A 14,565-nucleotide genomic window follows, 5' to 3' on the forward strand; every position below is an offset into this window, starting at 1 on the left:
CCAACGACCTTAATCTGTTAATAATTGTTGATACAGCTTCATACAACGTTCTACCATAGACTCCCTTGTAAACATAGCTTCGTAACGCTCTCTACTTCCCTTTTGCAATTTTTGCCAAAGATTCTCATCCGCACACACTTCCTCTATTGCAAATGTCAACTGATCTGCATCCTCAATATCAACGACTAGACCGGATACCTCATTTTTGTTGACCCAGCTCACTCCCGATCCCGGAATATCCGTAGATATGACTGGCTTCCCGCAAGACATAGCTTCGATCTGTACAATAGCAAAAGCTTCTGTTTTCTGAATAGAACTCAGACAAAAGATATCGCACGCTTCATAATAAGCCGGCAACTCTTCATCAGATATAAATCCTGCCAGTTGTACCTTATCCTCTATTCCAAGTTCCTGAATAAGCTTAGTAAGGGAATCCTGTAATGGCCCTTTGCCTCCGATTACAATCTGAAAGCTGCTGTCCAGCTTCTTTGCGGCACGTATCAGATATTCGTATCCTTTATATTCTACCAGACGTCCCAGTGAAAAGACAATTTTTTTTCCTGCATATTTATTACGAAGCTCTGATACTTTACATTCATCAGCGATGATCGGAAGTACTCCGATTGGAATATAATCTACCTTGTGCTGTACCTGTGCTAAAAAAGGTGATTGGCGGACATACACCGGACTTGTGCCGACAATAAGATCTGCACGTCCGATGATCCAGTTTTGCAAAGGACTGTAGAGCTTGAGAAGTGTCTTTTGCTTTACAATATCGCTGTGCCAGTGTAGCACTACCCTTCCTTTGTATCCAGACAGGAAAAGGGCAAGACTAGCCATCGGATCAGGATGATGGATGTGGATGATATCATAATTGCTGGCTATTTTACGTAAGGTGCTGATCATACCTGGGGCAATCATCGTTGCAGCAAACTTAAACCGGGTATGCATGATCATTATTTTAGCATATTTATTAAGGACAATATTTCCGGCAGGATAATCTTCAGTTGCTGCACATAACATATCACAGGAGATCTGTTGTGAAGACAAACCTAACATCAGATCGTACATCACTTTTTCTACTCCTCCCCGAATGGGGTAAAATTTGCCAACTTGTAATATGTTTATTTTATCCATCATATACTCTCTTTCATTTCATTCTGATCCGCAGACAACAGGATCGTAAACAGACTTTCCCACGAACCTGCCGTGGGCATTTCTATATTCTTTTTAGCCAGAGGTTTCAGAAAATGACTCTCTCCGTGGATCAGACTATACATGTATTTACTTAACCGGGTATAATCCTGGGGATCGAAAAAAGCAGTTTTCTCACTTCCTGAAGCGGTTTCATACGCATAAGGAAGATCTGCCAGTAACATCGGCTTATGAAAGGCTGCAAACTCGGAAACAGGTAAACCCCATGTTTCGGCTTTGGAAGGAAAGATAAGACAGTCACACTTCTGGTAATAGTCCAGTAATATATTCTTTGTCAGAAATCCGGCAAATACCAGCGAGTCAAAACGTTCTCCCCAGTTCTTATACAACCACCGTGCGTAGGCATTTTCATCTCCTTTGACGGTGATATACACTTTGAAATTTAAGTGCCTGTATCTGGTTCCCAATTCTTCCACTGCCCGACATATCACTTCAAAATTTTTATGACTATTTGGGGATGCAGCATATATAAAAGAGTATTTCGGAAAAATAACTCTGCAATCTTTTGCTGTTACCTGTTCCAACGTTTTGGAAGCCGGGGGAGGAGCAACAATTATCTGTCTCTTATCCAATCCGAACAAATCTTGCATCGCTTTTCTAAACCAGTCTTGCTGTACGACAACATATCGGTTTTTCCGAATATTAAGGCCATATATATTCCGTGTAAACAGTGCAAAAAGAACAATCTTTGGTGTCCAGAACAGTTCCTTCCATTTCCATTTATAGAAGGCAAACGGACTGTGGCAATACACCGCTCTGCGCTCCGCAATCACATTTGGAGAGGTATCATGAAGCGAAAACCACAGATACACCGGAGCCAGCTGTCTGCTGATATTTTTCATGGATACATACTCAAACCATATCCGGTTGATCCATCGTTTTTTTGGCCATTGCGTTTCTATGTATACTATACCCGGAAAATCTGCCAGTTCTCTTCTATGTACAACAGCCACCACTTTGTATTCCCCGCTTTCGGCTAAAGCAGAGAGATACTGCAAGCAGTCCCTAAGTATTGCTAAAGTTCCTGCTTCAACCAGATTTACTGCCGATATGACGATTGTCTTCTTCATTGACCTGAAAGCCCGTTAAATAAGTTCAACCATTGTTGCATAACTACTGTTTCAGAGTAGCGTTGTGACATTTCTACTGCATTTTTTCCCATCTCCCTCCGCAGATTATCGTTTTCTATCAACAGATTTATTTTTTCAGCAAAATTCCTTTCATCGTCTTCTGCTATTAAAAATCCATTATAACCTTTTCGGATAATATCTCTTGGTCCACACTTACATGCATAAGCAATCAAGGGCAATCCGCAAGTCTGAGCTTCTGTTAAGGCCAGACCAAAACCTTCATAACGGGAAGTCATGACCAACATGGAGCTGTTCAGATATTCTTGTTCAATATTCTTGACCGGCGCACATAAATGGATGACTTCCGACAGTTTTAATTCATCAATTATCTGTTGCAAATACTCTTTTAATGGGCCTTGTCCATATATATTCAGCATCCAGTCCGGATGAACCTGATGAACCTGCTGCCATATACGGATCAGATTGTCAAAGCCCTTTTGATAATCGTAGCGTCCGACAGCTATCACATTTTTTGTTTCCAAAAGCGCCTGTTGATCTGTCACAAAACTGTTGGCATTAGGTATAACGGTCATATGATGTATATCTCCCCAATACTCTTTGTCTTCTTGCGTGAGGACTACAAACTTATCGTACTGCTTTACAATATTTAAATCCTCTGCCGCACGAAACAGATCGATCCATTTCCATACGCCTTTTCTGTTGTATTGTATACGCTTAAACCTAGAAAAATGAATCTCCATCACTTTCTTACTGCCATCTTTAATTTTATGTAAAAAAGATCCGTCATGGTCAAACATGGATATTGCAATATCAGCATTCAGCTTTTTCAACAAAGTGCTTAATGCCTTTCTATGCTTTCTCTGTTTTCTAAAATATGTGATCACTCTGGTCAACAGTCCTTTGTCCAGATCATCCTTATAATTTATGCCCAGATCATGCTGATCTATACGGGGATCTAAAGTAAAGTAAGGCTTACGCCCCTTCTGATCTGTTGTAATAATACTGATGTCATATCCCTGACGTACCAGATAATTTGCTTTATTGGTCAGTACTCTTTCCATTCCTCCGGAGTTAAATGTTCCTGATATACAGTATACTATAATCATAATAGTCCGTTATTTTTCATTACATCTATATTTCCTTATCAATTACTCAGTTCCTTGAATAGCGTTAACCATCTCTCCATTATGACTTTCTCTGAGAATTCTCGGGAATGAATTTTGGCCGATTTCCCCATTTTAACTCGCAGCCCCTCATCAGAGATCATTATTTTGATACGATCTGACAACACATCTGTATCTCCAACTTCTACCAAAAAGCCATTCTCGCCTTCCGTAATAATATCCCTGGGACCACATTTACAGGCGTAGGAAATAAGAGGAACTCCACAGGCCTGTCCTTCCAGCAAGACCATACCCAGTCCTTCGTAATAGGAGCTTAGCACAACAAGGGAACTATGGAGATAGAGATTCATAATATCCAGAGTTGAAGGCGTCAGTTCGACAGTATGGCTCAGATGCAACTCATCAATCTGTTTTTGTAGCGTTTCTCTCAAATAGCCATCACCTACTATTTTCAGTTTCCATTCAGGAAATTGCTGATGTACGCTGCTTCAGGCCTTTATCAGATCTGAATAATTCTTTTCATAGCTGTAACGCCCCACGGCAAGTACAATTTTCTGATCTAAACGGGACGATTCTACTGGTTCAAATGTATTTGCATTCGGAATAACCGTTATATTCTTCAGTTTTCCCCAAAAGGGTTTATCCTCATGGGTCAATACAACGAATTTGTCATACTTCCTGATAATCCGGATATCTATAAAATCCCGAACCTTACCTAATATTCGATTCTTTTGTCTGTTATACTGCCAGGTGAATCGGGACGAATGCGTCTCCAATACCTTACGACTGCCGTCCTTTATTGTTGGCAGAAAATAGAAATCCTTTCTAAACATAGATATGACAATATCCGCATGTAGATCATTAAGAATTCTTTTCAATCGCTTTCTGTGTAACAGAAGATTTCTTATGAATCCCAGCCATCTTATCGGAGATGACTTCTGATCGTACTTAAAATAATTTATATTCAGATCTATATACTGTATTTTATCGGATAGCGGATAATAGGATTGGTTGTCAAGCTGATCCACGGTCACAATAAATACCTCATGCCCCTCTTCTGACAGAAAATTAGCTTTATTGGCAAGAACTCTTGTCATTCCGCCTGCATACCAGGTATTATTTATACAATACACTATTTTCATTTTTTATTTTCTGTTTTAAACATTGATATTGCCGGTTCAGCTGAAATAGTTATACTTGCTTTCAACTGAATATGAATCTTTTGCCGTTTCATTTTCCAAACAGAATAATAAGGCATAAATCAAAAAAAGATCTGTAGAAACTTTCACCCAGATTATGAAACACAGCAACAGTAACAGTAAAAGAAACAGATGACGACTGGGAAACTTATAACTACAGACCCAGGTATTGCAAACAAAAAACAAAGAAAAAGCTAACATCCCTGTAAGGCCACAATACAGTACAAAACGACAATAACCGATATCTGTTCCAAAAACCCAGTTGTCAAATAATCCATATCCGATAATCCAGCCCTGTCTGTCATGCGGCCAGATCCAGGCATTCATCAGTAAATTTGTAGAACCGGTTTCCCATTCTCCCTTTTCAAACCAGTTAAAAAAACCTTCAAATCCGTACCGTAGGAGTTGTTTCATATCAGCATCATTACTGTACAGGTAAATAGCTGTCAATGCTGCGCATGCTAATATCAGAACCATTATGCCCAGAGATCTCAGCCTACTTATCTTTACCTCTGAACCAACAATTCGAGAGTCTATCAGATACAATAACAGCCCCATTGACATGCCGATGATGGTCGTTCTGGAAATGATATTGCCTACAAAACTGATAAAGAAGAACGCTCCCCAATAAAAAAAAGGCTCCCATTTATTCTTATCAGCCGAAATATCTTTAGCCAATACAGCACCTATAGCCAGCAAAACAATAGAGAATCGGGTACCTGCAGGATCAAGAGCAGCTCCTATTCCATATAAGCGTTTCACTTCATTCAGAAAGTCGGAATCAGCAATAGTTGCCTGTGAAATATATTGATCAACAATGAGCTTAACAGCATCTACATTATCGATAAGTAAGGCCAACGCACATTGTAGCACACAGGCACAAGCCAGATAAAAAACCAGCAGCTTGAACGTCACTTTTTTATGAAAGATGCGTATAAACCAATACGTACTATACGCAGCACTAAGCCAGGTAAAAAAGGAAAGAAAATAGGTCGCGTACGTATAGTCACTTGTATAGTTATAATCTACTGCAATAAAACAAATGAGGCTAAACATTACCACAAAAAACAGCGGTGCAATCAGTTCCTTATCGATAGCAATTTCTCTGGACACAATACATCTGTAAGCAAGCACTAAAGCGCCTATGACCGCAAACCCAATCTTTGTATTGAAGCTTTTGGGCATAAAGAAATTAAAACCAAAAGGAAAAAAATAACAGCTCATGACTATGGTGCACAGACTACCTGCCCATATAGAAACTCGTTTTGTATATAATGCCTCCATCTGACTATTTCTTTTACCGGTATAAAACGCCATATACAAGCCTGGTTATCAAATAGTAGTGCATCCGTAAAAACCAGTAGTGGCCTTTCACGGCAGCACTTTGCAGCAAACGGATACGCCAGGACAAACTCGGGTTAGCTGTTGCATAAGCATTGACTTCTGAAAACCAACCTCGCCAAAGATTATAATCTGACTTTCTCCGGGAGATCAGTAAGGGAAGTTTTATATGTAACTTCAAATGGCGGAGCAGATTCTCCAAATCCGGTATATCTTTATATACACTGGCATAAAGACAAGCCTCCACTTCTTCGACATGGGTCGTGACATCAGGAATATGATCTGTTGAGGAAACCCGGGTCAGGGATTCTGCATTGGACTGGCTGTAATGATAAAGTGCACGGTTTACATAACACACCACACCGGCACAACTAAATAATCTTATCGTCATCAACAAGTCTTCCCCCATATTCTTGCTGTCAATAAAACGAATCTGATTTTTTTCGTAAAGCGAACGTTTAACCATAAACAACCAAAGATTCCATCGCATAGTACCGCGCAGGATTTTTTCAATAGCATCCCAGGCGGTATTGAAAGAAGGCTGATTCATCCTGCGCTCATTCTTTGTAAAACTCAGATACCAATTGCATCCCACAATATCTGCATCAAACCTTACAGCCTCTCTGACAAGAAGTTCAATAGCATCGGCATCCAGTGTATCATCCGCATCCACAAAGTATATGTAATCACCGGTGGCATTGTTAAGCCCCGTATTACGAGCTGTTGACACACCCTGATTTTGAGCATGGATCATATACTTTACAGATATCTGGAGGCTTTCTAGTATTTCCATATATCGGGTCAAGACGGTATCACTGCCGTCTGTACTGCAATCATTGATCAATATGATCTCCATGTACCTATACGTCTGTTTCATAATAGATTCAAAGGCGTATTGTAATGTCTTTTCAGCATTGTACACAGGAATAATAATCGATACTAAAGGGCTATACATATGTGTCATTATAATGGGGAATACGATTATATGGAATATGATTTCAGAATATACTTTTGATTATTTGAGAACGATATATAGTATCCTGCGTTTCTTCTTCCGTCAGCGATTCAGAAACTTCATTGACATGTTTTCCCTCCACTTTAACTTTGGAGGTTGCACCTTGTAGAAACCATTCATACTCAATATCGATATGACCGATATCGACTGCCTGCACATTCAGTTTGCTCAAATCATAGGCTAATACTGTAGCAGAAGCTCCCAAAGCAATAAGGATCAAATCATATTGCATTGCCACTACAGACACTTCCTCCAGAATACGATCGTACAAAGAGAAAGCCTGCCTGGAAAGAGTGATGATTCGATGAACAGACTCAGCCCCTGCAAACAAATCATTTCCCATACCGAGACGACTCATATTGCCTTCGACAAGCAACACGCGCTTACCTTTCCACAATTCTTTTATCCCATCGAAAAAGACCGATACACCAGCTTTATTTTTATAATCCATGTATGGCCTTGTTATATTTGCATTGTAATATGTGCGCTCAAAGTCTAAATAACTCAGATATCTCCTGTAGTGAAAAACCGTAAAATGTTTCCAGAACTTTCTTCCTTCTTCTCCGAAATTTTTGACACTGGACAGACCTGGGGCTAAACAAATCATACAGCTATCCATATTGCTCTTTAAAATTTCTCTCAGCCGTTGAGACAAAACCGAATCAAGATTCTGAAAACCAGAATGTTCCGTACTACTAATCATATGAAGTTCTGCATCACCAAATCTGGCAACAGATCGCTTCGACTTAATAACACTTGCCAAAGTCTCACCATTGCTGGCAATTTTAGGAAACGGACAGACGAACCTAATTATCGGATACATCAGCAATACATATATTTTTATCAGGTAATTTTTCATTCTCTATATTTTAAAAATTAACATGCAGGCACTCTTTTCAAAAAAAGAAGCGACCTACGGTCTTGTTGAAAACTGCTAGTAAATAATAATATTTTGACCTCGCCAGAAAGTCAAACATAAGCTGCACTTTACCTTTGCGGCTCCGGTAATTCTCATAAAATGTTTCATGAACAAGACCATGTTCACATATATCTTTAAGCTTGCCGGCCATACTTGTGATCCCTTCATTATATAAAGAAGAAATATAGCGGTGCAGATAAAATTGAATCAAATCCGACTTTGCAAATTTTAAATCCACATGATACTTATTCTCTAATGCCGAATAGGTAGCATTTATTTGTGTCGATGCGGCAAGCAGATAACCCGAAGTAACCGCCCTTCCCGACAACTGGCCTGTTCGTCCTTGTGTATAGATATAACCTTCATAAGAAGAGAGTGTTATCGAGTGGATATACAACAGATATTTATTATTAAACAGCGTATCCTCTCCGCTAAAAAGATCACAATCAAATCTTAACTGCTCCCGTTTGATAATACTATTGCGGTACAACTTTCCCCAGGGATAGGTAAATCCTGAAATAACAGTGCTACTCAGACATCGGGCAATATCATCTACAGAGTTGTAGACAGCATCGGAAAATATAGTTTTACGGTTATCCGGAAACGTTGCTGAAGAACACAAGACCAGATCTGAATCTCTCCATTTCATTAACTCTTTCAGATATTCGGCTTCAATTTTATCATCCGAATCTATAAAAGTAACATAGGAACCTGTTGCGATATCCAAGCCTGTATTTCTTGCCCGGCTTACTCCTCCGTTTGCCTGATGTATAACGCGAATACGATCATCCTTTTCCGAATATTTTAAACAGATATCTGCTGAGTTATCTTTGGAACCATCATTAACCAAAATCAGCTCAAAACTGACATAAGATTGATGGAGGATCGAATCCAGACATCGTTCCAGCGTTTCCCCGGCATTATATACAGGTACTATTAAAGAAACTTGCAGTCCTTCTTCTCTCATAAACTAAAACGCTCTTTAAACTTTTGAAAAATCAAAACCAACTTATCCTTGTCAAATTTCATAAACAAGCTCACGATAAACAGAACGCCGCCGATTAAAGATACGTTCGCAACAAAACTCAGCCAGGAGTTTATAGCGATAACATTTAAATACTTCCACAGATAAGTAAGGGCCACAAGCCATACAAATCCCCATAAACCATTTGCTATCCGGAGCAGAAAATACCAGCGGCTTTCTCCAAGACAGTAAGAAGCATATAAAGGGGTAAAAGTAACGTGGCTCAATACCCCAGTGATCAAGGATGCTAAAGGAATGGAATAAATACCTAAATGGCTGTAGCGACATAAGATTATAACAAGGATCAGGTTAACAATGGAGATAAAGATGCCCCAAAAGGAGGCCATTCTCAGCTTGTTGGTAATTACAAATACATGATAAATCGTATCAATAGTGCAGTTGATAACCACCGGAATTAAGGTTAGTATAGAAATATAGTAAAGCGTACGATAATCTTGTCCGGGAAGCCAGAGATGAAAAAACTCTTCTCCATAAACAAAGAATACAGCCAGCGGAACCAGTACAATCAGAAAGACCGCTTTAAAAGAAAAAGATAAAATGGATTTAAACTTAATCTCATCTTTAGCCGCATATGCTTTAATAAGTTCGGGAAGAAAGACAGGAACAACAATCCCCAGAAGAAGTTGAATGGCTGTAGGAACAAATTTTGTCAGCGACAACAGTCCCATTCCAGATGCATTAAAAAAACGGTTGGCTACCAGCAGATCCAATTGTGTGTTAATAACATTCGACAAACTCATAACCGAATTCCATATCCCGGAACCAACCAGCAGAAATACAGCCGGCCAGGAAAACAAACTTAAACTGATACGCACTTCGGGCAACAATCTTCTGGTGCTCCGATAGTTAACATAAAAAAAGTAGACTGCATTGATTAGAACAACAACCCCTAAAAAGTAGATCCGCGGAGTGAAAAAATAGAATAAAATTACTGTAACCAATAATTTCAGAATATTGATCACAAAATTGTAAAAAGCGATCTTATCCAGCCGATTCAAAGCAAACGCAGCTATAGAAAAAACAGAACTGGAAACATTTATAATCAGACTCAAAAAGACCAGGATAAACAGTAGCCGTACATCAGAGACTAAAGGAACCGGGATATCTAGAGCAACGTCAATAAGAAGACAGAAAACAATACTGATCAGCATGAAAAGGCCTGAAATAATAAAATTCCCAAACAGTACGGAATTAAAATAGACGTTCACTTTCTGCACATCTTTTTTCTCCAGACTCATTGTTATAAATCTGGCGGCCATAGAGTTTAATGCTGTAGTTATAATGCCAGTATACATTACGAAATTACTGGACAACGGAAAAAAACCATAAGCATCTTTACCTAATGTTTCAACGATATAAGGGGTTAGAAAAAAAGAAACACCTACTCCTGTAAATGCACTTAATAAATTTGATATCAGATTAATAAAAAACTGCCGTTTATCCATTTTTAGTATTTTTCAAACTCTTCATCCAACATTCTTTTCAATCCCTCTTCCATCGTATATGGCGGTACAAAACCAGATGACATCGCCTTGGAGGAATCATATTGGGTAACAGCACAAAACTTCCGCACACGTACCGAGCTGATAGTAAGCTTTCTACGGGTCACCCAGGCCAATACATCGAAACCATATCCTCCCAACATGCCCAACCAGTAAGGAATATGTGTAGCTGGAATATTTTTATTCAGAATACGGCCTGTATGGTATACCAGATCCTGCGTTGTAAAGTCCGGCTTATCGACATAGTTATAGACATTATAGCCCTGCTTTTTCTCCTCTGCCAGAAATCGGATAAAGGCTATAACATTTCCGATGTAGGACATAGACTTCTGATTGTTCCCCTTCCCTATCATCCTGAATTTTCCGGTAGCAATCTGATGCAACAGATGATACACGTTGCCCCGGTTTCCTTCTCCGAAAATTACTGTAGGACGTATAATATTTATATTCCAGTCCTTATGCGATGTGTACCACTCCTGCAAGACCTGCTCTGCCGCCCACTTGCTCTTTCCGTAATGATTAAAAGGAGCTGCATCAAAAGACTCATCCGGATTATTTTTGTCCAGCCCGTATATGGCTACAGAACTGGTAAAAAGGATACGTTTAATTCCATTAGCCTGCATCGCATCCAAAATATTCTTCATCCCCTGGACATTCACATCATAATACAACGAAACAGGCGTAACATCATCCCGGTGCTCGGCTGCCAGTAAGATCACCAGGTCTGCTCCTGACAAACGGTTGCAGAGTAAAGTCCGGTTAAGCACATTTCCTACATACGTGATATCCGCATGTTTTTTACTCTCCTGCTTATCAATATTGACAAGTTCGTAAGCCGTAGTTTCTACTAAAAGATCGATCAATTGTGTTCCTACAAAACCGGAACCTCCAACTATAACTATTTTCATCTCTAAATCTTTTTGTTATTCTGAAGACATACTGAACGGTTCATCTGCACTTTGGTATAAGGTTGTACTTGTTCCTATTTTTTCTTCCCCAATACCCTTATTTTCTAATACCGGTGCACGATCATCTACCAGCCTTTTTGATTTGATTTTTCCTATTTTATCAAATGCATATTGAAAGCAGATCCACAGCACAATATCTGCCAGTACAACAATATTGTTGCTGATGTAATGTACGGCCAGCCCGTTGACCAGACAGAAAAACAATGCCATACCTAATATGACCAGCATGGCCTGACGATGCGACAACCCTACATGTAACAACTTATGATGCAAATGATTACGATCCGGCTTAAATAAAGGCTTTTTGTTTCTCCAGCGGATAAACATCACTCGGGCCACATCAAAAACAGGGACAATAAGCGTAGAGAAAGCTGCGACTATAGCACCTTCAGAGAAAGGCTTAATGTCAGAATTGTTCATTGCAAAGCTGATGGCCAGAAATGCAATGGAATACCCCAGTGTCAGACTCCCCGTATCCCCCATAAAGATCTGACGTCGACGATGCGCAATACCAAAAACATTGAAATAGAAAAACGGAAGAAGCACTCCGGCTGTAATAAAGGCAAACATGGCATGCAACCAGGCACCATAAAAAATAAACATTGATCCCAATACAACAGCACCTATGGCCACAGCACCCGAACAAAGTCCATCTAATCCATCCATCAGATTAACGGCATTGATAATAAGTACGACCGCAAATAGGGTCAGCGGGATCCCAACCCATGGAGACAGGGAGGTGATAAACAGAATACCATACATATCGTTAATCCACAGCCCCGATACAGGCAGAAGGGAGGCAACGAACAACTGAGTGATAAATTTCCATTTATAATCCATCCCGATAAGGTCATCTGCAATGCCCACCAAAAAAAGAATAACCAAACCACAAACCAGCATCATCAGCATCGGGACAATAATCCAGGACTTGACATCAATATTCAGATCCAGCGAATAAGATCCCATTTTGTAAATCACCACTAAAGTGATCACCAGCACACAGCACTGTATAGGAGCAAAAGCGACTCCACCCAGTCGTGGAATAATACGCTGATGATGTTTACGGGAATCTACAGGATCAAACAATCGCTTTTTATAAGTAATCAACATGATGTAAGGGATAATCCACTTACTCAGAAGTACAGCTAATACAAAAGGAATAACAAATACAATTAAAATTTCCATTTAACTTATTTTTTAAGGTCACTATGCTTTAATTTAGCGGTACGAGCATTTAATGAAAGCAGGTTATTAGTAGTAAGAAAATATAACAGATGCCCTAAATCCGTATCTTTTAAGAGTACACGCTGATCCTGGTCTAACAGATACATAGTCGGAGCTGCCTTCAGATCATAGAGATTATGAGTAAGGATATGCTGGTTTTTATCTATTCCGTTCAACCAGTTTGCGGGCATCTCAGAAAAGTAATCCTTCCATATTTCTTCATTCCCCACAGCATAGACGGCCAGCACTTTCAATAATTTTTTATGATCGATCAACGTATTCAGTTCGGGTATTTCTTTCATTTTTGCAATCGTGGCTTTACAGCTGTTGCAATCAGGTTCATAAAACATAACCAACAGATAAGGGGATTCAATATCACGCAGCTTTACAACTTTGCCTGATTGAAGGGTAACTGAAAAGGGTGAGGCCGGAGTACCTTCCTTGTTCTTTTGAACGGTTTTTAATAGTTGCTTATAGGTACTTTTATCAGTAGCAGACACCTGATCCGAACTGATCAGATATTTCAATACAGGTTCGTAATACAGATCACTCCGCAAAGGAGAATTCGGATCGTAAAGATATTTTCGATACAGTTCCTGAAAAAAGAGAAAGGCCTTTGGGTTGCTTTGCGCTTTGCTTAACATCTTAAAGACTGAATTCTCAATATCAGCGTCAGAAGAAGATGGGAAAAGACCTATAAAATCAGCCATAGCCTGCTCTCCGTTTTTCTTATACATCGGCTCATTATGAAAATCAAAATTGTCCCAGAATTGACTAATAGACGAACCAGCAATAAAGCTTTTACCCGATACTGCAGAAGATGTTGCAGGAGAATTTTCATCAGTACCCATGTCACCTTCCCCCTCTTTATTTTTCATATTGGTATTTACGCAAGAAACACAAATAACCATTGAAATTGCCAGAGAAATAACAGAGAGTAAACTTGTAAATTTCATATTCCTTTTGATATATCTCATTCGTGAGTAATATTTATTCACTTTTCATATATTCCCCAAACTCATTAGTAACTCTTATCAGCGTGCTGAAATCCTCCCATTTATTATAGATAATTCGATTATCGCCGTCCACTATCCATTTTCTGCGTCTGAGGCACATAAAAGATTTTTGGCCACGGATAGGAAAATCCTGAATAATTATAGAATCCAAAAAACCTTTAGGTATCAATAAATCTTTTTCAAAACCTCTGGGAGCTTTTTCATATTCTTCCAGATAGAAGTACAGGGCCCTCTCTTTTTCTTCCACCCTTACTAATTCGAAGTTACTCAGCAGATTTACAGGCAGTATACGAGATGATAATTCAGAACATATTTTGCAATTTTTTTCCTGGTCTACCTTTTGGTTGTCCTCTTTACGTTGCTTACGTTGATATTCGTCAAGCCACCTTATAATAGTTTTTTGCGACTTAATCTCATACTCAATCATAGCTTCTTTCAATAACAGTTCTCCCGATACAATTTTTTGCACGACATCGTGTTTGTTCAATAAAGAATACTTCATATCCCTAAACTTATTTTAATAAATAATTTTCTTGATTTTCGTTCGTTAGTGCCAAATCAAATAAATAACTTTTAAGTGTGTTCAGAAACACTACATATAGTCGGATTATTAAAAGTTATAATACAAAGATAGATAGACTACAAGACAGTTTTACTTTCAGGCAATAAAATAACAAACACACAAACTCAAAAAACACGTTCGCAGATACAATAGTCAAATGCAATGTAGACGGACATCTACACGTTCAAAAAATTAATTGTAGATAAAAGTTTACATACACCAGCACTTAACACCAATTAAGCACTAAAATAATTTACCGAAATACAATATAAATTTTCAAAAACACTCCTCCGTGACATATTTTATTCCTCATAATAAATCAATATCACTATAGTGTCAGCAAT

14 protein-coding genes are annotated in these 14,565 nt (G+C 38.9%); all 14 read right to left on the minus strand.

The genetic code is table 11. The annotated features are described in order from the left end of the window. Positions 1-9: 9 nt before the first annotated feature. The 14 genes from I6J02_RS19575 to I6J02_RS19640 all read right to left on the minus strand — a co-directional run bounded on the left by I6J02_RS19575 (position 10) and on the right by I6J02_RS19640 (position 14,161). Positions 10-1,140, minus strand: a complete 1,131-nt coding sequence (locus I6J02_RS19575; RefSeq protein ID WP_236582183.1) for a glycosyltransferase — start codon at positions 1,138-1,140, stop codon at positions 10-12. Continuing rightward, positions 1,137-2,285 (minus strand): glycosyltransferase, encoded by a 1,149-nt coding sequence (locus I6J02_RS19580; RefSeq protein WP_201679449.1) that lies wholly within the window; start codon positions 2,283-2,285, stop codon positions 1,137-1,139. Before I6J02_RS19580 ends, I6J02_RS19575 begins: the two co-directional genes overlap by 4 nt. Further along, the gene (locus I6J02_RS19585) at positions 2,282-3,412 is read right to left on the minus strand and encodes a glycosyltransferase family 4 protein (RefSeq protein ID WP_201679450.1); all 1,131 of its coding nucleotides are present in this window, start codon (positions 3,410-3,412) and stop codon (positions 2,282-2,284) included. The genes I6J02_RS19580 and I6J02_RS19585 overlap by 4 nt, the downstream gene beginning before the upstream one ends. Before the next feature lie 38 nt (positions 3,413-3,450). Further along, positions 3,451-3,861, minus strand: coding sequence for a glycosyltransferase (locus I6J02_RS19590; RefSeq protein WP_236582184.1), 411 nt, complete (start codon positions 3,859-3,861; stop codon positions 3,451-3,453). Positions 3,862-3,918: 57 nt separating this feature from the next. Beyond that, positions 3,919-4,572: a glycosyltransferase gene (locus tag I6J02_RS19595; RefSeq protein WP_201679451.1), complete on the minus strand. Its 654-nt coding sequence runs from the start codon at positions 4,570-4,572 to the stop codon at positions 3,919-3,921. Between the two features lie 36 nt (positions 4,573-4,608). After that, entirely contained in the window at positions 4,609-5,913 is a 1,305-nt protein-coding gene (locus I6J02_RS19600; protein WP_201679452.1) for a hypothetical protein, read from the minus strand. A gap of 13 nt (positions 5,914-5,926) precedes the next feature. Then, positions 5,927-6,925, minus strand: coding sequence for a glycosyltransferase family 2 protein (locus I6J02_RS19605; protein ID WP_236582185.1), 999 nt, complete (start codon positions 6,923-6,925; stop codon positions 5,927-5,929). Between the two features lie 43 nt (positions 6,926-6,968). Next, positions 6,969-7,844, minus strand: a complete 876-nt coding sequence (locus I6J02_RS19610) for a GT-D fold domain-containing glycosyltransferase (RefSeq protein ID WP_201679454.1) — start codon at positions 7,842-7,844, stop codon at positions 6,969-6,971. A 37-nt stretch (positions 7,845-7,881) separates the two neighbouring features. Then, on the minus strand, positions 7,882-8,871 hold the full coding sequence (locus I6J02_RS19615; protein ID WP_201679455.1) for a glycosyltransferase: 990 nt from the start codon (positions 8,869-8,871) through the stop codon (positions 7,882-7,884). After that, positions 8,868-10,394, minus strand: coding sequence for a lipopolysaccharide biosynthesis protein (locus I6J02_RS19620; RefSeq protein WP_201679456.1), 1,527 nt, complete (start codon positions 10,392-10,394; stop codon positions 8,868-8,870). Before I6J02_RS19620 ends, I6J02_RS19615 begins: the two co-directional genes overlap by 4 nt. A gap of 2 nt (positions 10,395-10,396) precedes the next feature. Next, positions 10,397-11,359, minus strand: coding sequence for an NAD-dependent epimerase/dehydratase family protein (locus tag I6J02_RS19625; protein ID WP_201679457.1), 963 nt, complete (start codon positions 11,357-11,359; stop codon positions 10,397-10,399). 15 nt (positions 11,360-11,374) lie between these two features. Beyond that, entirely contained in the window at positions 11,375-12,604 is a 1,230-nt protein-coding gene (locus tag I6J02_RS19630) for an MraY family glycosyltransferase (protein WP_201679458.1), read from the minus strand. 5 nt (positions 12,605-12,609) lie between these two features. Further along, positions 12,610-13,521, minus strand: coding sequence for a DUF5106 domain-containing protein (locus I6J02_RS19635; protein WP_201679459.1), 912 nt, complete (start codon positions 13,519-13,521; stop codon positions 12,610-12,612). Between the two features lie 112 nt (positions 13,522-13,633). Continuing rightward, positions 13,634-14,161, minus strand: a complete 528-nt coding sequence (locus tag I6J02_RS19640) for a hypothetical protein (RefSeq protein ID WP_201679460.1) — start codon at positions 14,159-14,161, stop codon at positions 13,634-13,636. Positions 14,162-14,565: the final 404 nt, after the last annotated feature.

The sequence above is a fragment of the Sphingobacterium spiritivorum genome, assembly GCF_016725325.1.
In the GTDB taxonomy this organism is placed as follows: Bacteria; Bacteroidota; Bacteroidia; order Sphingobacteriales; family Sphingobacteriaceae; genus Sphingobacterium.